Source organism: Micromonospora sp. CNZ309 (assembly GCF_002846525.1).
This window is the reverse complement of the sequence record NZ_PJNG01000001.1, coordinates 2,897,157-2,919,217: the sequence shown is the minus strand read 5'-3', so window position 1 is coordinate 2,919,217 and position 22,061 is coordinate 2,897,157. Positions and strand designations below refer to the sequence as shown.

Below are 22,061 nucleotides of genomic sequence, written 5' to 3'. Positions count from 1 at the left end.
GAAGTGTCGCAGGGGCGAGGCAGAATCGCATCCGTGCTGGTGGCGGTGGTCTCGGACGAGCGGGGCGGGGGAGCGCTGCAACCCCTCGACGCCGCCGGGCTGCCCGCCGGCCCGGTGCGATCGGTCGCCGACCTGGCCGCCGCCGTCGCCGCGTCCGAGGCGGCGGAACGGCCGCGCTGGGTGTGGGCCTGCGGTGCGACGCTCTACCCGGCCCTGCTGCGCGCCGGGGTGCGGGTCGAGCGCTGCCACGACGTCGAGCTGACCGAGGCCCTGCTGCTCGGGCACGCCGGCCGCTGGGGCGAGCCCCGCTCGTTCGCGGCGGCCTGGGCCCGGCTGACCGGCACGCCGGTGCCGGCCGACCCGCCGCCGCGGCCGGCCGCGCCGCCCGGGCACGGCCAGGGCGCGCTCTTCGACGCCCTGCCCGGCCCGCCGGGCCCCGGCGTCGAGGCCCTGACCCAGGTGTACGCCGACCAGCTCGCCCGGATCGCCGCGACCGAGCACCCCGGCCGGTTCCGCCTGCTGGTCGCCGCGGAGTCGGCCGGCGCGCTCGTCGCGGCCGAGATGGGGGCGGCCGGGCTGCCCTGGCGGGTCGACGTGCACGACGAGATCCTCGCCGAGCTGCTCGGCGAGCCGTCGCCGGTGGGCGGCCCGCCGCGCCGGCTGGCCGAGCTGGCCGCGCGGATCGCCGACGCGTTCGGCGTACGCCAGCTGCACGCCGACTCCCCGGCGGAGCTGTTGCGGGCGTTCGCCCGGGCCGGCGTGGAGCTGCCCAACACCCGGGCCTGGGTGCTGCGCGGGGTGGACCACCCGGCGGTGCCGCTGGTCCTGGAATACAAGGAGCTCTACCGGATCTGGACGGCGCACGGCTGGGCGTGGCGCGACGCCTGGGTGCGCGACGGTCGGTTCCAGCCGGAGTACGTCCCGGGCGGGGTGGTCTCCGGTCGCTGGGCGACCCGGGGCGGCGGCGCGTTGCAGATCCCCAAGGTCATCCGGCGGGCGGTGGTCGCCGATCCGGGCTGGCGGTTCGTGGTCGCCGACGCCGGCCAGCTGGAGCCGAGGGTGCTCGCCGCGGTCTCGGGCGACGCCCGGCTCGCCGCCGCCGGTGGCGCCGGTGACCTCTACGCCGCCCTCGCCCAGGACGCCTTCGACGGCGACCGCCCACGGGCCAAGGTGGCGCTGCTGGGCGCCATGTACGGGCAGACCGGCGGTGCCGCGGTGCCGGCGCTGGCGGTGCTGCGGCGCAGCTACCCGACGGCCTTCGGCTACGTGGAGGCGGCCGCCCGCACCGGGGAGGCCGGCGGCCTGGTGCGTTCCTGGCTCGGGCGCACCTGCCCGCCCGGCACGGCCGGTTTCGGCGATCCCGACGCCGACCTGCCCGTCGGCGGCGACGACCCGCAGTCGCCGCGGGCCCGGGCGGCCCGGTCCCGGGGGCGGTTCACCCGCAACTTCGTCATCCAGGCCACCGCCGCCGAGTGGGCCTCGACCCTGCTGGCGACGTTGCGCGGTCAGCTCGCCGGCACCGGTGCCGAGCTGGTCTTCTTCCAGCACGACGAGGTGGTCGTGCACTGCCCGGCGGAGCGGGCCGACGCGGTCGCCGACGCCGTCGCCCGGTGCGGGGAGCAGGCCACGGCGCTGCTCTTCGGCGACACCCCGGTCCGCTTCCCGCTGGACCTGTCCGTCGTCGACTGCTACGCCGACGCGGCCTGACAGGGGTCGTCGCCCACCCGCCCGCCGTCTGCGTGGGCAGGCGCCTGCCGCCTCCGTCCGCTCAGGAGACGCCGGAGCCGGGGTTGGCGGCGTCCCACGCGTGCCGTGACTGCGCGATGGCGTCCTTGTGCGCCAGCGACCAGTCCGCCAACTGCCTGACCAGGTGCGTGAGGCTCCGCCCGCGCTCGGTCAGCTCGTAGGTCACGGTCACCGGGACGGTCGGGTACGCGGTGCGCAGCACCAGCCCGTCGCGTTCCAGCCGGCGCAGGGTCAGGGTCAGCATCCGCTGCGAGATGCCGTGGATGGCCCGTTGCAGCTCCCGGAACCGGCGGACGCCGGAGGAGAGCTCGACGATCGCGAGCACCGACCACTTGTCGCCGATGCGGTCGAGCACGTCGCGGATCCCGCAGTCGGGGTGCTCGGGCAGGCCGCAGGGCGCCAGCGCGTCGGTTACCGCCGTGTGCCCTGCCGACATCGAAGTGCCTCCTTGTGGCCGCGTCCGTGGTTCCCGACGATGAGGCTAGTTCCGATTCGGTACCACCGAAAGGCTCGCCACATGCTGCTGGTCACCGGCGCCTCCGGGCACCTGGGTTCCCTCATCCACGCCGGGCTGGTCGAGCGGGGGCTCGCCCCGCTCGCCGGCACCCGTACGCCCGGCCGCTTCGGCGACGCCGGGCGCCGCGTGGACCTCGACGACCCGGTGGGGCCGGACCTGGCGGGCGTACGCGTGCTGGTGCTCGTCTCCGCCGGCTACGGCGAGGACGACGTCGTCCTCGCCCGCCACGACCGGGCGATCGTGGCCGCCGAGCGGCACGGGGTGGGGCACGTGGTCTACACGAGCCTGATCGGCGCCGGCGACCACCTGGCCTTCGCGCTCGCGCACCGGTGGACCGAGCGTCGCCTCAGGGAGAGTCGCCTGGGCTGGACGATCCTGCGCAACGGGCTCTACGCCGAGCTGTTCGGGCAGTTGGCCGCCCCGGTCGGCGGCGCGGTCACGGCCCCGTTCGGCGCGGGAGCGCTGGCGGCGGTGGCCCGGCAGGACCTGGCCGACGCCGCCGTGCGGGTGGCCGCCGACCCCGCCGCGCACCACGGCCGCACGTACGAGCTGACCGGGCCGGTCGCGCTCACCGCCACGGGACTCGCCGCCGAACTGGGGGTGCCCTACCGCCCGGAGCCGCTGGGCGTCCGGCGCGCCGCGCTGTCGGGCGCGGGCCTGCTGCCCTTCCAGCCGGCCATGCTCATGTCGATCTACTCCGCCACGGCGGGCGGCTTCCTCGGGCGGACCCACGGCGACCTGGCGCGCCTGCTGGCGCGTCCGCCCCGCGACCCGATGCCGGTGGCGGTGGCCGCCGCCGGTCAGGTTCCGCCCCGGTAACAGTTGCACTATTTTCCCTTTTCGCCCCGCTACCCGGTCCGCCTCGTCCTCGTTGCTCCCGATGTCCGTACGACGGAGCGGGCCGTGCCCTCGTGCCACGGCCCGCTCCACGGTGGAGGGGGCCCAGCTGAACCGGATTGCAGGAATGATCATCGCCGCGGGTGGGGGGCGCCGCATCGGCGGCCCGGAGGCCCTGCTGCACCAGGGAGAGAAGCCCCTGGTGAGCCAGATGATCGACACGATGACCGAGGCGGGCTGCGAGCGGATCGTGGTCGTCCTCGGCGCCGCCGCCGACCAGGTCCGCGAGACGGCGGACCTGAGCCGGACCACGGTGGTGGTCAACAGGGCGTGGGGGACCGGCGTGGGCTCGTCCATCCGGGCCGGCCTGGCCGCGCTCGACGACGACGGCATCGAGGCGGTCGTGGTGGTGCCGGTCGACATGCCCGGCCTGACCGCCGCCGCCGTGCGCCGGGTGGTCGCGCTGCCGTACCCCGACGTGCTGGTCTGCGCGACCTACGACGGGTTGCGCGGCTACCCGATGCTGTTCGGACGCCGGCACTGGTCCGGCATCGCCACCCTGGCCAGCGCGGACGTCGGCGCCCGGCCGTACCTGCTGGCGCACAAGGACCAGATCGTCGACATCTCCTGCGACTCGGTGGCCGACGGCAGTCGGGTCGACACCCCGGAACTGATGGCGCTCTACGGGCTGACCGTCCCGCCGCAGCGCGTCGGCGTCTAGGAGCGCGGAGGGCGATGGTGCGTGGAGCGGGCGAACCATCGCCGAAGCGGCTGATACCTGTGTGGCATTTAAATACCCGTGCGGTATCGCGATGAGTCGGCAATACCGCAGATCGACGCCGGGGTCCGGTTCAGGTGACCACTACCTCAGACGTCGATGTTGAAGCGTTGCAGCACCGACGGGGCGACCAGCCCGGCCGCCGCGAGCACCGAGATCGCGGTCAGTACGGTCCGGACGACGACCACCTCGGTCTTGCCGCCGGCGCGCAGGGCGATCTTGTTCGGCAGGCCGATCGGCGTCCACATCCGGCGTTTGATCGGGATGGGCCAGAGGATGGGCACCCCGGCCCGGGTGATCATGTCGCCGAGGATGTGCACGAAGCAGCCCACCCCCACGGCGGTGCCGATCAGCGGGTAGCCCCGGCCGCCGGGCAGGTTGGCGAAGGTGTACCAGGCGGCGGCGGCCGAGGCGAGGGTGACGATGACCCAGCCGGCGCGCTCGGCCCACTTGTCGAACAGGCCGCGCAGCGCCAGCCCGAACATGAAGAAGAGGATGCCGATGACCGCCCACTTGCCGTACGCGGCGCAGAGCGTGGTGGTGCCCCAGCCGACCAGCAGGGTGAACGGGATGGTGTGGGTCAGGGTGCGGTGGCCGTTGTTGCGGCGCGGGTCCTTGCTGAGCTTCGTGGCGTAGTAGACCCCGAGCGAGACCTTCTCCATCACCTCGGCGATGAAGAGCGAGAACACGCCGAAGGTGCGGGCGACCGTCGCCCCGCCCTGGTTGCGGGTCACCTTGCCGGAGAGGTCGAGGTCGGGGAAGAGCGCCCCGCCCGCGCAGACGGCGGTGCCGACGGCGAGTTCCAGCGGCGACTGGTGGTAGTCGGCGAACTGTTGCAGCGCCCAGGATCCGGTCAGCCACACCGCCGCGCCGGACAGCGCGTGGGACGGTCCCATCATGTCGGCTCACCCTCCCCAGGGATCTTGAGCGCCAAAACTACGCCACTGTAGTTCGCCGGTGCGGCGCAGGGGCATCACCCGGACGGTCCACCTGGGACAGTGCCGGGAGGGGATGGGTGACGCTGGGCGTACCGGCAGGAAGTATGCCGTGCCGGGCGGCGGTCGGGGGCCGGTCTGTCGGCCACCCGACGGCGGGGAAGCGGCTCCTCAGCGGGCGCCGCCGACCGCGAGCAGATTCCCCTCGGGGATGGTGATCGTCCGGCGGGTCTCGCCGAGCCGTGCGGCGGCGCGCCGGGCCTGCGTCGGGCCGTGCTCCCGGCGGGCCGTCGCGTACGTGCCGGCGGTCCGGGCGGCGATGGTCGCCCAGCCGTAGCGCCGGCCGACCATGGTGCGCGCCCGCCGGGCCACCCGCCGCGCGAAGACCTCGTCGCCGAGGAGCTGGTCGACCGCCTCGCCGAGGGCGTCCGGGTCGCTGTGCGGGAACGTCACCCCGGTCACGCCCGGTTCGACGATCTCGGCGAGGCCGCCGGTGCGGGCCACGGCCAGCGGCGCGCCGGCCGCCGCGGCCTCCAGGGCGACCATCCCGAACGGCTCGTAGAGGCTGGGCACCACGGTCGCGTCGGTCGCGCCGAGCAGCGCGGGCAGCCGGGTCGAGTCCAGGAAACCCGCGAAGCGTACGGTCTGCCCGAGCCCGAGGCGTCGGGTCTCCTCCTCCAACTCGCGGCGGTAGGGGCCGTCGCCCGCGATGACCACCCGCAGCCCGGGGTGCCGCTCGCGCAGGTACGGCACGGCGTGCACCAGGTGCTGCACGCCCTTCTCGTAGACCAGCCGGCCGGCGTACCCGACGAGCGGGCCGTCCCCGGCGAAGCGGGCCCGGGCGGCGGTGACCGCCCCCGGCCGGGCGCGCCAGGCCTGGTCGTCGACCCCGTTGGGCACCACGTCGATCTGCCCGGACGGCACGTCGAAGAGCGTGGTGACCTGGTCGCGCATGTAGCCGGAGCAGGCGATCACCCGGACGGAGGCGTTGCTCAGCCAGTGCTCGACGCCGTGGATGGTGCGGTTCATCTCCTCCGGCAGCCAGCCCTGGTGCCGGCCGGCCTCGGTGGCGTGGATCGTGGTCACCAGGGGCAGGTCGAGGTGTTCGGCGACGGTGATCGCGGTGTGCGCGACGAGCCAGTCGTGGGCGTGGATGACGTCGTAGGAGCCGGCCTCGGTGGCGCGCAGGGCGGCGCGGGTGAGGGTGTGGTTGAACGCCATGGTCCAGGCCAGCAGGGAGGAGGTGGCCAGCGGGAAGGTGACCGGGTCCTCGGCGGCACGCAGGATGCGTACGCCGTCGGCGTACTCCTCCAGGGGTGCGCCCTCGCTGTGGCGGGTGACGACGGTGACCTCGTGGCCGGCGGCGGCCAGGGCGACCGACAGGGCGTGCACGTGCCGGCCGAGCCCGCCGACCAGGACCGGCGGGTATTCCCAGGAGAGCATCAGCACCCGCAGTCGCCGGGCGGGGTGGATGTCGATCACGTCGGCGTCAGGTGACATTCGGGCGGCCCCCTTTGAGTTGTCCCCGGGCGCGCCGTCGGGTACCGGAGACCGGTGCCCGGTGCGGTCGCGAGCGGATCGGAACCCATCCTGCTGGCGGCTGGCTAACCGGCGGAGACGCCGCCGTTGCGGTCGTGTAAAGCGCTACCGGCCGTTTCTGCGGGCGCGCAGCAGCTCGGCGACCGACCACGCCTGGAACGGGCACCCGGTGGCCGCGTGCGGCGCGAGGCCGTCGGCCGTCTCACTCACCGATCCTAGGCCAAATTCGGCCAGATGGGCCTCGATGCCGACGAAAAGGTCATCGACCGGCATCTTGGCCCGTCGGGCGGCGTCGGCGTACGGGCCGAGCAGCCACGGCCAGACGGTGCCCTGGTGGTAGGCGCCGTCCCGCTCGGCCGGACCGCCCCGGTGCCGCCCGACGAACTCGGGCGAGTCGGGGGAGAGGCTGCGCGGGCCCAGCGGGGTGAGCAGCCCGGCGGCGACCCGGCGCACGGTGGCCTCGTCGGGCTCCAGCGGGGCGTACGGCAGCGACCAGGCCAGCAGCTGGTTGGGGCGCAGCAGGTCGTCGTCGTGGTGCGCGGCCCCACCCAGCGGGTACGCGGGCGCGGGCGCGTCCACCACGTCGTGCAGCCAGCCCGACGGGGCCGGGAACCGGTCGGCGAACGCGGCGCCGGCGCGCTCGTGCAGCCGCCACAGCGCGCCCGCGTCCCGCCCCGCCAGCTCGGTCAGCTCGGCCAGGCCGGCCAGCCCGTTGACCCAGAGCGCGTTGACCTCCACCGGCTTGCCCGTGCGCGGGGTGACCGGCACCCCGTACACGCGGGCGTCCATCCAGGTCAACGCCGTGCCCGGGGTGCCACCCTGGGTGAGCAGCCCGTCGGCCGGGTCGACGGCGATGCCGAAGCGGGTGCCGGCCAGGTGCGCGTCGACCACCCCGTGCAGCGCGGGCAGCAGCTCGTCGCCGAGGTCGGTGTCACCGGTGACGGTGACGTGCCGGCTGACCGCGTGCAGGAACCACAGGGTCGCGTCGACGGTGTTGTATTCCACCCGCCCGGTGTCGGCGGTGTTCGCCAGCATCCCCTCCGACAGCGTCGCCGCGTACGCCCGCAGCAGCTCCCGGCCCTCGCCGGCCCGGTTGGTGCAGAGGAACAGCCCCTCGTAGGAGATCATCGTGTCCCGCGACCAGGCGCCGAACCACGGGTAGCCGGCCACCACGTCCGGCCCGGTGGCCGTGTCGACCACGAACGCGTCGGCGGCCAGCGTCAGCGTCGCCTCGACCGCGTCGGCCGGCTTCGCCGCGGCCACCACCCGCCGGTTACGTGCCCGCGCCGCCGCTACCACCTCGGTCGCCGGGGGCGGCTCCTCGACCAGCTCGCCGGCCCACGCGAGCACCGACACCGTGTCGCCCGGGCGCTCCAGCGCGCCGGAGAACCGGCCCGCGTACCAGAGGTCCTCATCGGGGTTCAGGCCCCGCGCCGCCTCCTCCCGGTGGTGCGCGCCGAGCCACCACCGGCCCTCCGGGGTCCAGTCCGGCCCGGCGATGCGAAACGCGCCCTCGACCACCGCGCCGCCCGGCACGGACTCCGCCCGGGGGGCCGGGCCGTCGGCGCGGCGCTCGCCGTGCGCGTCCCGCCAGGTGCACACCGCCGCCAGGTCGAGGCGCACCGGCCCACCGGAGACCAGCCGGTGCACCACGGCGACGCAGGGACGCCCGTGCGTCATCGCCAGCTCCCGCTCGATCACCACGTCGCCGATCCGCCACCGCCACCGGGGCAGGCCGTCGGTCAGGTCGAAGCGCTCCAGCAGCTCGAAGCCGCGCGGGTCGACGTCGCCGGAGGCCCACTCGTGCGCGCCCAGGCGCACCCGGGCGCCGGAGGGGAACAGCACGGCCGGGTCCAGGCCGACCAGTCCCACCCGGCGGGACGCCGGCGTCTCGCCGGCCACCACGAGCAGGCCGTGGTACCGGCGGGTGCGCAGCCCGCTCACCGTGCCGGTGGCGTAGCCGCCGAGACCGTCGGTGACCAGCCACTCCCGGGTGGCGCCGCCGGTCAGGTCGCCGCAGACCTGCGGGCCGAAGTGAATGTCGATCAACTTTCCTCCACCGGCGGCGGGGTGCAACACGCCACGACGAGAATGGCTCCTGTGGTGAAGTCCCCCGGCGACGTCGAAGATGTGCGAGTGATCACCAACGTGCCGCCCCCGACGACCACGCGCCCGACCCCGAACGGCTCCGGCTGGCTCAGGCCGACGCCGGCGAGCAGGACTGGCGCGCATGGGGTCCCTATCTGTCCGAGCGGGCGTGGGGGACGGTACGGGAGGACTACAGCGAGCACGGTACGGCCTGGGACTACTTCCCGCACGACCACGCGCGGTCCAGAGCCTACCGGTGGAGCGAGGACGGCATGGCGGGCGTCTGCGACGACCGGCAGACGTTCTGCTTCGCCCTCGCCCTGTGGAACGGCAAGGACCCGATCCTCAAGGAGCGGATGTTCGGCCTCGGCGGCGACGGCGGTAACCACGGCGAGGACGCCAAGGACTACTGGTGGTACGAGGACTCGACCCCCACCCACTCGTGGATGCGCTGGCGCTACCACTACCCGCAGGCCGCCTTCCCGTACGACGAGCTGGTCGCGGTGAACGCGCTGCGCGGGCGCGACGACACCGAGTACGAGCTGGTGGACACCGGCATCTTCGACGACGACCGGTACTGGGCGGTGACCGTCGACTACGCCAAGGCGACGCCCACGGACATGTGCGTCGTCGTCACCGTCGCCAACCGGGGCGACCGGGCGGCCACCCTGCACGTGCTGCCGACGCTCTGGTTCCGCAACACCTGGGCGTGGGGGCTGCCCGGCGGTGACCGGGTGCCCCGGCTGGTCGGCGAGGGATCGCGGCTCGTCGGCGAGCACCGGGTGCTGGGCCAGCTGCTGCTGGAGGGCGACGGGGAGCCCACGCCGCTGCTCTGCGACAACGACACCAACGCCGAGCGGCTCTGGGGCCTGCCCGGCCGCTCGCCCTACCCGAAGGACGGCATCAACGACCACGTGGTCGACGGGGCCCCGACGGTCAACCCGGCCCGGGAGGGCACCAAGGGCGCGCTGCACTACGTGCTGGACGTGCCGGCGGGGGCGCAGCGGCGGATCCGGCTGCGGCTGACCCGTACCGCCCCGCCGCCCGGCGGCAGCCCGCCGCCCCCGGCCGACCTCGGCGACGGCTTCGACGCCGTGGTGTGGGCCCGCCGGGCGGAGGCGAACCGGTTCTTCGCCGGGGTGGTCCCGGCCGCCGCGACCCCGGACGAGGCCCTCGTCGCCCGGCAGGCGATCGCCGGGCTGATGTGGGGCAAGCAGTTCTACCACTTCGACGTCAAGCGCTGGCTGGAGGGCGATCCCGGCTCGTCGCCGCCGCCGTCCGGGCGCCGGCACGGGCGCAACAGCGCCTGGTGGCACATGACGAGCTTCGACGTGATCTCCATGCCGGACCCGTGGGAGTACCCCTGGTACGCGGCCTGGGACCTGGCCTTCCACTGCGTGAGCATCGCCCGGGTCGATCCGGGCTTCGCCAAGGAGCAACTGCTGCTCCTGCTGCGGGAGTGGTACCTGCACCCCAACGGCCAGATCCCGGCGTACGAGTGGGCGTTCGGGGACGTGAACCCGCCGGTGCACGCGTGGGCGGCGCTGAAGGTCTTCGAGATCGACGGGGGCCGCGACCACGACTTCCTGGCCCGGGTGATGCACAAGCTGCTGCTGAACTTCACCTGGTGGGTCAACCGCAAGGACACCGTCGGCAACAACGTCTTCGAGGGCGGCTTCCTCGGGCTGGACAACGTCGGCCCCTTCGACCGCTCGGCGGCGCTGCCGGTGGCCGGCGTGCTGGAGCAGTCCGACGGCACGGCCTGGATGGCGATGTACGCGCTGAACCTGCTCGACATCGCCGTCGTGCTGGCCGAACACGACCGCACCTGGGTCGACACCGCCACCAAGTTCTTCGAGCACTTCGCCTACATCGCCGCCGCCGCGTACGAGCAGGGCCTGTGGGACGCCGAGGACGCGTTCTTCTACGACGTGCTGCGCCTCGCCGACGGCACGAAGGTGCCGCTGAAGGTCCGCTCGGTCGTCGGCCTGCTGCCGCTGGCCGCGACGACCCGGCTCACCGCCCGTACCCTGCACCGGCTGCCCGAGCTGCACGCCCGGCTGCGCTGGTTCCTCGCCAACCGCCCCGAGTACGCCGACGTCGTCGGCGCCCGGCGGCTCGGGCCCGACGGTCGCCAGCAGCGGCTGCTGTCGATGGTCGGCCCGGAGCAGATCGTCCGCCTGCTCGCCCGGATGCTCGACGCCGACGAGTTCCTCTCCGAGTACGGGCTGCGCACGCTGTCGCGCGCCCACCTCGACAAGCCGTTCTCGGTGACCCTCGGCGGCCAGGAGTTCAGCGTCGGCTACGAACCGGCCGAGTCGACCAGCGGCCTGTTCGGGGGCAACTCGAACTGGCGCGGCCCGATCTGGATGCCGACCAACTTCCTGCTGATCAGCGCGCTGCGCGACTACGCCGCCTTCTTCGGCGACGACCTCCAGGTGGAGTATCCGACGCGGTCGGGGGTGAAGCGGACCCTCGACGAGATCGCCGACGACCTCTCCGCCCGGCTGATCTCGCTGTTCACCCGCGACGGCTGGGGTCGGCGGCCGATCTACGGCGCCGCCCAGCTCTTCCAGACCCACCCGGACTGGCGGGACCTGATCTGCTTCCCCGAGTACTTCCACGGCGACAACGGCGCCGGGCTGGGCGCCTGGCACCAGACCGGTTGGACGGCCCTGGTCGCCGACCTGATCCTTACCCTGCGGCGCTGACCCGAGCAGCGTCAGAGTCGCCAATCCGTCGCGTGGGCGTCACCGCCGGTGACGCTCACTAGCATCGGCGGGGTGTCGTCAGCAGACGGAGCAGACGCCGAACCGGCCGTGTCCGCGCGCGTCGTCCTCGCCGCCCGGGAGCTGGCCAAGGCCGAGGGGTGGGCGGCGGCCACCCACCGCCGGCTGGCCGAGCGGACCGGCGTCGACATCGAGGCCCTCTACCGCCGCTTCCCGGACCCGGCCGCGCTCATGTCCGCCGTGGCGGTGCGCGGCTTCGCCGACCTGGCCGCCGCGCTCGCCGCCGCCCGCGCCGCCCCCACCGGCCACGGCGACTGGCCGGCGGTGGTGGCGGCCTACCTGGACTTCGCGTACGCCAATCCCGAGGTCTACGACGCCATGCTCGCCCACACCTCGGACCTGACCCTGGGCCGCGACCCGGGCCCGGGCGCGCCCGGCGCCGCCTTCGCCGAGCTGCGCGCCGGCGTGGCCCCCCTGGCCGCCGGCCGGGATCCCGACACGCTCGCCGAACTCGGCTGGGCGCTGCTGCACGGCACGGTCATGCTCACCCGGGGCGGGCGGCTGCGCCCCGACAAGCAGGAGCAGCGGGAGGACATGATCATGTCGGGGCTGCTCGCCGGCCCGGAGGCCCCGGCGTCCGCCAGGGACGAGCCGACCCCGCGAAAACCTGGCTGACCGGGCCGACGGGCCCGCAGTACCGTGGCCCCGGCCAGCACGGGGGAGGAGAGTCATGGGGAACGCCACGCGCCGCCGCGACGGGCAGGTGCTCGTCTTCGACGCCGACGACACGCTCTGGGAGAACAACATCCTGTTCGAGCGGGTGATCGACGACTTCCTGGAGTGGCTGGACCACCCGACCCTCGACCGGGCCGAGATCCGGGCCATCCTGGACGACATCGAGCGGGCCAACGCGGTCGCGCACGGCTACGGCAGCAAGGTGTTCCTGCGCAGCCTCGGGGAGTGCCTGGAGCGGCTGCGGCAGCGTCCCGCCACCGGGGCGGAGCGCCGCCAGCTCGACGAGCTGACGGCGGCCCTGGTGGCGCACCAGGTGGAGTTGATGCCCGGCGTGGCCGAGGCGCTGGACGCCCTGGCCGCCCGGCACCGGCTGCTGCTGCTGACGAAGGGCGAACGCGAGGAGCAGCAGCGCAAACTCGACGCCTGCGGCCTGCTGCACCACTTCCGGGCCGCGCACATCGTGCCGGAGAAGGACGTCGACACCTACCGGTGGCTGGTCCGGGAGCACGGCGTCGACCCCGCCGTCACCTGGATGATCGGCAACTCCCCGAAGTCCGACATCCGGCCCGCCCGCGCCGCCGGCCTCAACGCCGTGTTCATCCCCAACGACAACACCTGGGTGCTGGAGCACGACGAGCTGGATCCGGCCGACCCGGGGGTGCTGCGGCTGTCCGCGTTCCCCGAACTGCTGCGCCACTTCTGAACCGACCTCCGGGGGCGTGCGCAGCACCGGACGCAGTGGCGGCCTCGACGGGAAACAGCGCTGGCCGGTAGGGCCGTGTTACGTCGACATGCCGCTTTTTCGCCTTGACATCAATCACCCCCGGGGGGCCCGACTCGTCCTTGTCCGGCCCGCCGCGGCACGCCTAGCCTGATCCGGCGCTCACGGCTCCTCGGGGTGAGTCGGGAGCGTGCCGAAGTCCGGTAGGTGGGCACCATGGAGCTGAGTGCAGGCGGCTGGCTCGTCGCGTTGAGCCCGGCGTGGGCGGCGTGCCACGCCCACGCGCTCATCCGGCGCGCCCGCCACCACGCCGGACGGCTGGGGGCAGGACCGGGGAGTTGCGGCCCCGGTCCTGACACCCTCGGCGGTCGGCCATCGACTCGCCGCGCAGTGGCGGCGGAATGCTGCTGCCACCGAGCTTCGCGCCGGGCGCCGGCGGAGAATCCTCAGCCCGCTGTCGCGGCGACACCAGCCTCCGACGCCCCGGCGACGCGCCACCGACGACGCCGCCGCAGCGCCGTCGATCCGCGGTGCCAGCGGTCCTGAACCAGCCGGTCCGGGCGGTAGCCGGACGATAGCTGTCGATATGCGGACGCCTCCTAGCTTCTACCCGTCGTGCTGACTCCTTGGCGGAGGGTGACGGGTGAAGAGGAAACTACGGGGGCCGCTGATAGCGGGCCTGGTGATGGCGTTGGCCGCCACCGTGGGCGGGACGCAGGTCCTGTCCCAGCGGGAGCCGGAGAAGGCCGCGACCGCAGCGCAGGACGACGGCCTGCTGTCCCGACTCGGCGACGCGGCGAAGGGGCTGGTCGACGGCGGCTCGCGCCCGGCGAGGCCGGAGGTGGTCGGCGCCGGCCTGGCGGTGCGGGAGAAGGCACCGCCGGCGAAGGTCTGGCCCCCGCAGAAGCGGGTCAGGGAACTCCCCGGCAAGCGCACGAAGAACAGCCGCGTGTACCAGCTGTCCGACGGACGCACCCAGGCGGAGATCTCCGCCGTGCCGTTGCACTACAAGGACGGCAGGGGCCGGTACCACCCGATCGACACCAGGGTGCGCCCGACGAGCGACAAGGGATACGTCCAGGGCAACACGACGAACAGCTTCACCAGCCTCTTCGGCGACCGCTCGGACGAGCTGGTGCGGTTCGAACAGGAGGGTCGCAGCGTCGAGCTGGGTTTGGCCGGTGCGGCGAAGGCAGTCACGCCCCGGGTCTCCGGCTCGTCTGTCACCTACCCCGGTGTGGCCGGTGGCGCGGACGTCGTCTACGACGTGACCCCGACGGCCCTGAAGGAGAAGATCGTCCTGCACCGGGCGCCGAGCGGCCCGGCGTCGTACACGTTCACCCTGGACGCCACCGGGCTCACCGCGCAGCAGCGTGCCGACGGGTCGATCGCGTTCGTCGGCCTGGCCGGTGGCGCTCCGGTCTTCGTGATGCCGGCCCCGTTCATGTACGACGACCGCAACGACGAGGCGTCGCCGCACGGCAAGGTGTGGAGCGACAAGGTCACCCAGACCGTGGCCGGGTCGGGGGCCGTCACGACGGTGACGGTGACCGCGGACGCCGCCTGGCTGGCCGACCCGAAGCGGGTCTACCCGGTGGTGATCGACCCGACCATCCGGATCCAGCCGGTGCCGACCGACTCCCAGGACGTGCAGGTCTACTCGGGCAACCCGAACCACGCCCACCAGACGGATCCCACGAACTGGCCGTTGCGGGTCGGCACCGACACCGGGGTCTGGCGGTCGCTGGTGCGGTTCCCGTTGGCCGCGGTGCCGTCCGGGACGGCGATCGACGACGCCAGGCTCGAGTTGTACTACGACCAGACCCACACCTCGTACGACCACGACGTGCTGATGGAGGCGCGTCGGGTGACGCAGCCGTGGACGGACGAGTCGGCGACGTGGAACAACACGTACCAGAACATCGCCGCGCAGCCGGCCGGGAACCTCGTGCAGCTCGACGACGGTGACGCAGGCACCTCGGTCACCGGTTCGTGGGCGTGGTCCGGCAACCCGGACATGACCAAGCACGCGGTGAAGACCGACTACCGGTTCAACAACGACGCCACCGCTGGGGACACCCACACCTGGACGCCGACGATCACCGAGACCGGCGACTACAAGGTCGAGGTGCACTACGTGGGCGCGTCCGACCGGGCCAACCCCACCCCGTACACCGTGCACCACGCCGAAGGGTCGGCGACGCCGTCGGTCAACCAGACCACTCCGGACAGCAAGGGCGCCTGGGCGACCCTCGGCACGTACCGCTTCAACGCCGGCACGGCCGGCCGGGTGGTGCTGCGGGACGTGGCGGGCAAGGCGGTGATCGCCGACGCGGTGCGGTTCACCCGCTGGGGTGTGGCGAACAAGGCCAAGAACGTCTCCAGCGTGTGGAACTCGTTCGCCGTGCGCGACGTGGTGCAGCAGTGGCTCAACGGCACGCCGAACCACGGTTTCGTGGTCAAGGCGGTGGACGAGGAGACCAGGGGCCGCGGCGGGCCCATCTACGAGGCGTCGGAGTACGCGTACCAGAACGACCGGCGTGACCAGAACCTGCCCAGGCTGATCGTCACGTACGGCCGGCCGGGCGTGGCGGTGCACCCGCCGACCACGGTCACCGCCACCGGCGCCGTGCTGACCTGGCCGCAGTACCAGGACCCGTCGTCGAACACCGGCGACGACGCGGTGGAGTACCAGGTGCACCGCAGCATCTACCAGGACTTCCGGCCGTCGTCGGCGACGCTGATCGCCCCGGTCGGCACGAGCACGCTCACCTATCAGGACACCACGGCGGTGCCGACGGCGGCGGACAACACCGACCCGATGGCCCGCAAGTTCTACTACTACATGGTCGCCGTGAAGACCCACGACGGGCAGGTCCTGGCCGGGCCGAGCCAGGCCGTCATGCTGCCCAAGGCCGGGCAGATCACCCGGATCTACCGGGACGCGGCGGCGGCCGGGGACACCAACGGCGTCAACGGGGTGGTCGACACGAACCTGTCGCTGACCCGGCGCACCGAGAACGTCGACAGCTACGTCGGGGACCCGTACCTGGGGGTGGGGAACAACTCCACCTACTACGGCACCACCCGCAACCTGGTGAAGTTCCCGACCCTGGCCGGCATTCCGTCGACGGCGCGGGTCGTGGACGCGCAGCTGCGGATGTGGAACACCTCGCTCTTCCCCGGCGACAACCAGACCGAGTACGTCGACGTCCACCGACTGACCCAGGGCTTCGACGAGACGACCGCCACCTGGGACAAGGCGAACGCCACCACCGCCTGGACCACCCCCGGCGGCACCTACGACACCACCTGGAAGGCCGGGTTCAACGGGTTCACCAACGACCCGGAGTGGGCCACCTGGACGGTCACCGACCCGGTGAAGGGCTGGGTCGCCACGCCGGGCAGCAACAACGGCTTCCTGCTGCGGATGCGTAACGAGGCCACCCAGACCGCCCGGGCCATGATGCTGTCGTCGGAGGCGCCCGAGCCGCTGCTGCGCCCGACGCTGGAGGTCACCTACCTCGAGCAGAGCGCCGAGTCGACCTACCACGCGCCGAGCACCCCGCACCAGCTCGCGCCGGCCTCGACGTACACCGTCCCGGTCACCGTGTCGAACCCGACCGGCGCGGCGTTCGCCGCCACCGAGTGGGAGCTGACCTACCAGTGGAAGCGGGCCGACGGCCTGCCGGTGGCCGACCCCGCCATCCACGTGCCGACGCCGCTGCCGGCCGCCGTGCCGATCGCCGGCACGGTCGACGTCGACGCGCAGGTCAAGACCCCACCGCCGTCTACGGAGGGGAGCAAGCGCACCGACTACGTGCTCGACTGGGAGCTACGCAACAAGGTCACCGGCAAGAAGCTCTCCGAGACCACGGCGATCAAGGCGTTGCCGCAGAACATCGCGGTGGAGGAGCCGACCTCCGACCAGCTCGGCCTGGAGAAGTTCTACTCGTACGCGGGGAAGAACACCGGCGCCGGCGGCACCCTGATGAACAACCTGTACGCGGGCAACACCGTCTGGTCGTACAACGCGTTCAGCAACCCGTCACGCGGCCTGTCGACCTTCGTCCGGCTGGCGTACAACTCCCTCGACACCAGTGACACCGTCGCCGGCTACGGCTGGTCGTTGCAGGCATCGTCGATGATGCGCCTCGGCACCCCGCTGGACTTCCATCCCAACCCGAACCCGACGAAGGTCACCCTGACCGACGGCGACGGCACCAGCCACCGGTTCACCTGGGACGCGGCGGCGAACGAGTGGAAGAGCCCCAAGGGTGTGCACCTCTACCTGCAGAAGCACAGCAGCGTGCAGTGCAAGCCCAACACGCAGGAGCCGAAGGCGTGGCTGCTCACCAAGCCCGACCGGACGCAGTTCTTCTACGACTGCGAGGGCTTCATCACCAGCACGGTCGACAACAACGGCAACGAGCTGCGCTTCGTCTACGAGGAGCGCAGGTCCAACAACAAGCCGACCAAGTTCCTGCGGTACCTGACGGACGCGACCGGCCGGCAGACGCTGACCGTCGACTACTACGCCAAGGGCCAGGCGTTCGACTACATCGACGACACCACCTGGACCCGGCAGTCGGGCACCAACCTGACCAACCCGAAGATCATCGACCACGTCTCGCAGATCACCGACATCTCGGGACGCAGGCTCACCTTCGCGTACACCGACAAGGGCCTGCTGGGCGAACTGATCGACGGCGCCGGCTCCAGCCAGCCGAAGGTGTTCAAGTTCGCCTACGACATGACGCAGGGCAACAAGAACGTCAAGCTGGTCAAGACCACCGACCCGCGCGGCAACGCCACCGAGCTGGTCTACCACTACCCGCAGGCCGGCGACGACCCGAAGTGGCATTGGCGGACCAAGTCCTACGAGGACCGGCTCGACCACCTGACGCAGTTCGGCTACGTCGACCCGGACGCCAGCAACGACATCCGGACCACGGTCACCGACGCGGAGAACCACGCGACCGTCTACCTGATGGACGGCTACGGGCGGCCGAAGGAGACGACCAACGCCAAGAACCAGACCACGAAGCTCGGCTGGGACGACGACCACAACGTGATCCGACTGGAGAAGGCCAACCAGGCCGTCTCCACCTGGGCGTACGACGCCAAGACCGGCTACCCGACCGAGATCAGGGACGCCGAGGCGGTCAGGAACGGCACGCCGGGCACGGTGCTGACCTATCAGCGTCAGCTCAACGGCTACGTCGCGGAGCTCACCGGGAAGACCAGCCCCGAGGGTCGCAAGCACACCTTCGGCTACGAGGCCGACGGTGACCTCGCCTGGGTGGTCGACCCGATGGGCAACACCACGACGGACCCGGAGGACTACAAGACCTCCTACACGTACGACGCGTGGGGCCAGATGCTGACGGCGACCGACGCCAACGGCAACGTGACGGTCAACAGCAACTTCGACCCGAGCGGCTCCCCACGGACCATCGTCGACGCGAAGAACAAGTCGACGACGTTCGTCTACGACGTGCGCGGCAACGTCCTGAAGGTCACCGACGCCTACAGCAAGGACACCACGCAGACGTACGACACGTTCGGGCGTCCGCTGGAGAACCGGGTCCCGAAGGACCAGGCCGCCGGCGACTTCGTCGTCACCTCGGCTCCGAAGTACGACGAGAACGACAACGTCTACGAGTCGTACGCCCCGAACGGCGCCGTCAGCAAGGCGGTCTACGACAAGGCCGACCAGCTGTCCTACAGGCTGGACCCGGTCGACGCCACGGGTGACCCGGAGCGGAAGACCTCGTTCACCTACGACAAGGTCGGCAATCTGGAGACCACCACCGAGCCGAAGGGCAATCTGTCGCCGGAGGAGGGCGACTTCGTCACCACCAACACCTACGACGCGATCTACCAGCTCACCACCGCCACCAACGCCGAGGGCCACCGGATCACCTACGAGTACGACAATGTCGGGAACGTCCGCAAGGTGATCGACCCGGTCAAGAACGCCTCGGCCGCGACCGATGACTACACCATCCTCTACGAGTACGACTGGTCCCACCGGCTGACCAGGACCACGGACGCGCTGGGCAAGTTCACCACCAGCACGTACGACCGGGACGGCCTGGTCAAGGCCACCACCGACCAACTCGGCAACACCACCGAGGTCACCCTCGACCCGCGGGGCATGCCGAGCCAGGTCAAGGTGCCGCACAAGAACGACGCCGGCACCATCACCTACCGCACCGCGAAGTACGAGTACGACGAGGTCGGAAACCGGACCAGGGTGGTCAGCCCGCGCGGCGTCGCCACCACGGACGACCCGGACGACTTCGCCACGGTCACCGTCTACGACGAGCTGAACCGGGCGAAGGAGACCCGCACGGCGTACGACAAGGACGACGCCCGCTACAAGACGGCGGACGTCACCACCTACGAGTACGACTTCGTGGGCCGGCTGGCGAAGGTCAGCGCGCCACCGTCGGCGGGTGAGTCGGTCCGCAACGACACGACGTACAGCTACTTCGACAACGGCCTGACGAAGACCAGCAGCGACCCGTGGGACATCGTCACGTCCTACGACTACGACAAACTGGGTGCCCAGACCGCGCGGACGGTGACGTCGGCGGGCGGATCGTCGAACCGCACCATGACCTGGTCCTACTTCCCCGACGGCAAGCTGAAGTCACGCACGGACGACGGCGTGCCGGTCGGCAGGCAGGTCGTGCTGATCGACAACTCCGACTTCAACAACACTGCCGCCACCGGCACCTGGACCGCGGCCACCTCGGCGACGAACAAGTATGGCCACAACTACGTCACCCGCCCGGCGGGAACGGGCACGAACACGTTCACGTGGCAGCTCAACGTGCCCCAGGCCGGCACGTACGAGGCGTTCGTCCGCTACCCGAGCGTGTCCGGTGCCGCCACCGACGCGAAGTTCACGGTCAACCACGGTGGCGGCAACACGGTGAGGACGGTCAACCAGACCGCCAACGCCGGCGCCTGGGTGAGCCTCGGCTCGTACAGCTTCACCGAGGGCAACAGCCACAGGGTGTCGCTGTCCGACCAGGCCGGCGGCACAGTCGTCGCCGACGCGGTGAAGCTGGTGCGGAACAACACCGGTGAGACCGACGACGAGAGGGTCGACTACACCTACCGGTACGACCCGAACGGCAACCTCCAGACCATCACCGACGCGTCGCCCAATGCCCGGGTCGACACCTACTCGGTCGCCTACACGGGTCTGAACCAGGTGCAGACGGTCGTCGAGAAGAAGACGGGGACGGTCAGGAACACCACCACCTACACCTACAACGAGAACGGCGCACCGGAGACCACCACCCACGACAGCCAGTACGCCAGCTACACCTACGACCCGCGAGACCTCGTGTCGACGGTGATCAACGGCAAGTCCGCCACGGACCCGGACAAGAAGACCACCACCTTCAGCTACACCGACCGTGGCGAGAAGCTGACGGAGACGAAGGGCAACGGCAACACCGTCGATCACACCTACTATCTCGACGGGGCGCTGAAGTCCCAGGTCGAGAAGAAGCCGAACGGAACGTTGGTGTCGGAGCACACCTACACCTACGACCTGAACGGCAACCGCACGCGGGACGCCGCGAGGAAGATGAACGCCGACAACAACGCGGCGTACCTCGACACCACCAGCGCCTACACCTACGACCCGCGCGACCGCCTGTCCCAACTGGTCAAGACCGGTCACGGCGCCGACACCGAGATATACGTGCACGACGCCAACAACAACGTCATCAACCAGACGATCAAGAACGCCACGACCACCTTCAACTACGACCGCAACCGGCTGCTCACCGCCTCGACCGGCGGTGCGACCGCCGCTTACAACTACGACCCCTTCGGCCGTCTCGACACGGTCACGGCGGCCGGGACTGTCATCGAGCGGAACGTCTACGACGGCTTCGACCACGTCATCGAGAACCGCAAGACGACGAGCACGGGGACCTCGCGGACGAAGTACACGTTCGACCCGCTGGACCGGACGACGACCAAGACGACGGACCTGGGCGGCGCCAAGGAGAAGACCACGACGTTCAACTACCTCGGTCTCTCGGGCGAGGTCCTGAACGAGTCGGTGGCCGGCGAGGTCACCAAGTCGTACCAGTACTCGCCGTGGGGCCAGCGACTCTCGCAGATCACCCACAAGGACGACGGCAGCGAAGAGGACGCCTACTACGGTTACAACCGGCACACCGACGTCGAGCAACTGACCGACGAGACCGGAGACACGAAGGCCACCTACGGCTACACGGCCTACGGCAAGAACGACGACGCGCAGTTCACCGGCATCGACAAGCCCGACGCCGCGGATCCGGCGAAGGAGCCGTACAGCGCCTACCGCTTCAACTCGAAGCGCTGGGACCAGAACTCCGAGTCGTACGACATGGGCTTCCGGGACTACAATCCCGGCCTCAACCGGTTCTTGTCGCGGGACAGCTACAACGGCGCCCTCGACGACATGCAGCTCGGCACCGACCCGTTCACTGGAAACCGCTATGCATTTGGCGGAGGAAACCCGGTGACAATGGTCGAGTACGACGGCCATCGGCCTTTGGGTGCGGAGGACGGCGCCCAAATCGGTGGCGACTCACATGCGCACGACACAGCGATCGCCCTTCGAGTGCTGGACCTCGAAGCGATGTACCCAGGTGCCGCCATCACTGCTAACCAGCGGTCGAATTCGGGTCCGGACCTGGTATGTTGGAATTGCGCCAGCATCGCGTCAGGGCACAAAGTGAAGGAAACCTGGGTATGGGAATTCAAGGCGGCTGGTCAGTCCAATGCGGCTGCGGTGCAGAGCCTTGAAAGCGGGATGGCCGACGCCGCCAACGACCCATTGAACAAGAATCAGGTGGTCAAGGCTGGCCCGGCATTCCCGTCGCCCAACGTCGGCGTTGTGCCGAACGCCCCGAACGAGATCGTGACCGTCTATTCCGACCCTACCCGCAACCCGAAGGAGAATGGCGTCGAGCGCTATACGGTGGAAGACAACGGGCTGCCGGTTCCTCTCAACGACCCTCGCCGACAGAAGGCAAACGAGGCCCATGATCTGGCGGCTACCAAGAACTACCATTCGAACAACCATCGTCGAATCCTGGAGATAGACCAGCCGGTGCAGGACGACCCGGTCAGTGGGTGGATAGTCGCGGGTCTCGTCGGCGTCGGGGCTGCGGCAGTCTGCTACTTCCTCTGCCCGGGCGTCGGCGTCGGTGCCGCGGGTGCCGGCGCGAGAGGCGGCGCGGGCCGGGGTGTAGAGCCTGGTCGTCGCGGTGACTACGATCTGGTCAGGTAGGCGAGTGAACGCGAAAGGGCAGGCGCTGTCGATCTAGGTGATTCTCCCGTAGGGCGGCCCGTGCCGGGCCGCCCTACGGCAGTCCAGTGGCGTTCGTCGTTCCGGCAATGGAGGTCCCGATGTCGT

11 protein-coding genes are annotated in these 22,061 nt (G+C 71.3%); 7 read left to right on the top strand and 4 right to left on the bottom strand.

The window, feature by feature from the left end:
* Positions 1-3 precede the first annotated feature (3 nt).
* A complete protein-coding gene (locus CLT72_RS11600; protein ID WP_101411505.1) occupies positions 4-1,707 on the top strand; it encodes a bifunctional 3'-5' exonuclease/DNA polymerase in 1,704 nt (567 codons plus the stop codon).
* A gap of 61 nt (positions 1,708-1,768) precedes the next feature.
* Here the strand turns inward: CLT72_RS11600 and CLT72_RS11595 are convergent, their stop codons facing one another.
* Positions 1,769-2,182 carry a winged helix-turn-helix transcriptional regulator gene (locus CLT72_RS11595; protein ID WP_088999458.1) on the bottom strand — a complete coding sequence of 138 codons (414 nt, stop codon included), beginning with the start codon at positions 2,180-2,182 and terminating at the stop codon, positions 1,769-1,771.
* A gap of 81 nt (positions 2,183-2,263) precedes the next feature.
* Here CLT72_RS11595 and CLT72_RS11590 point away from each other — a divergent pair, with 81 nt between their 5' ends.
* Both CLT72_RS11590 and CLT72_RS11585 read left to right on the top strand, forming a co-directional pair.
* Complete coding sequence (locus CLT72_RS11590; protein ID WP_101411503.1) at positions 2,264-3,082, top strand: NAD(P)H-binding protein; 819 nt, start codon at positions 2,264-2,266, stop codon at positions 3,080-3,082.
* 145 nt (positions 3,083-3,227) lie between these two features.
* Complete coding sequence (locus CLT72_RS11585) at positions 3,228-3,821, top strand: nucleotidyltransferase family protein (protein ID WP_101411501.1); 594 nt, start codon at positions 3,228-3,230, stop codon at positions 3,819-3,821.
* A gap of 146 nt (positions 3,822-3,967) precedes the next feature.
* Here CLT72_RS11585 and CLT72_RS11580 read toward each other — a convergent pair whose 3' ends face one another.
* From CLT72_RS11580 to CLT72_RS11570, 3 genes are all read right to left on the bottom strand, one after another.
* Positions 3,968-4,777: a metal-dependent hydrolase gene (locus CLT72_RS11580; RefSeq protein ID WP_101411499.1), complete on the bottom strand. Its 810-nt coding sequence runs from the start codon at positions 4,775-4,777 to the stop codon at positions 3,968-3,970.
* A gap of 207 nt (positions 4,778-4,984) precedes the next feature.
* Positions 4,985-6,313: a glycosyltransferase family 4 protein gene (locus CLT72_RS11575; protein ID WP_101411497.1), complete on the bottom strand. Its 1,329-nt coding sequence runs from the start codon at positions 6,311-6,313 to the stop codon at positions 4,985-4,987.
* A gap of 144 nt (positions 6,314-6,457) precedes the next feature.
* Positions 6,458-8,401, bottom strand: a complete 1,944-nt coding sequence (locus CLT72_RS11570; protein ID WP_101411495.1) for an amylo-alpha-1,6-glucosidase — start codon at positions 8,399-8,401, stop codon at positions 6,458-6,460.
* Positions 8,402-8,712: 311 nt separating this feature from the next.
* Between CLT72_RS11570 and CLT72_RS11565 the strand changes: the two genes are divergently transcribed.
* The 4 genes from CLT72_RS11565 (at position 8,713) to CLT72_RS11550 (ending at position 21,935) form a co-directional block, all read left to right on the top strand.
* Complete coding sequence (locus CLT72_RS11565; protein WP_486484252.1) at positions 8,713-11,151, top strand: trehalase domain-containing protein; 2,439 nt, start codon at positions 8,713-8,715, stop codon at positions 11,149-11,151.
* A 72-nt stretch (positions 11,152-11,223) separates the two neighbouring features.
* The gene (locus CLT72_RS11560) at positions 11,224-11,844 is read left to right on the top strand and encodes a TetR/AcrR family transcriptional regulator (protein WP_101411491.1); all 621 of its coding nucleotides are present in this window, start codon (positions 11,224-11,226) and stop codon (positions 11,842-11,844) included.
* Between the two features lie 55 nt (positions 11,845-11,899).
* Entirely contained in the window at positions 11,900-12,607 is a 708-nt protein-coding gene (locus CLT72_RS11555; RefSeq protein ID WP_101411489.1) for an HAD family hydrolase, read from the top strand.
* A 661-nt stretch (positions 12,608-13,268) separates the two neighbouring features.
* The gene (locus CLT72_RS11550) at positions 13,269-21,935 is read left to right on the top strand and encodes a golvesin C-terminal-like domain-containing protein (RefSeq protein ID WP_144082242.1); all 8,667 of its coding nucleotides are present in this window, start codon (positions 13,269-13,271) and stop codon (positions 21,933-21,935) included.
* Positions 21,936-22,061: the final 126 nt, after the last annotated feature.

Excerpts from the sequence above, each read along its gene's own strand:
- CLT72_RS11595 (WP_088999458.1), bottom strand. The coding sequence starts at position 2,182 with ATGTCGGCAGGGCACACGGCGGTAACCGACGCGCTGGCGCCCTGCGGC.
- CLT72_RS11590 (WP_101411503.1), top strand. The coding sequence starts at position 2,264 with ATGCTGCTGGTCACCGGCGCCTCCGGGCACCTGGGTTCCCTCATCCAC.
- CLT72_RS11585 (WP_101411501.1), top strand. The coding sequence starts at position 3,228 with ATGATCATCGCCGCGGGTGGGGGGCGCCGCATCGGCGGCCCGGAGGCC.
- CLT72_RS11580 (WP_101411499.1), bottom strand. The coding sequence starts at position 4,777 with ATGATGGGACCGTCCCACGCGCTGTCCGGCGCGGCGGTGTGGCTGACC.
- CLT72_RS11575 (WP_101411497.1), bottom strand. The coding sequence starts at position 6,313 with ATGTCACCTGACGCCGACGTGATCGACATCCACCCCGCCCGGCGACTG.
- CLT72_RS11565 (WP_486484252.1), top strand. The coding sequence starts at position 8,713 with ATGGCGGGCGTCTGCGACGACCGGCAGACGTTCTGCTTCGCCCTCGCC.
- CLT72_RS11555 (WP_101411489.1), top strand. The coding sequence starts at position 11,900 with ATGGGGAACGCCACGCGCCGCCGCGACGGGCAGGTGCTCGTCTTCGAC.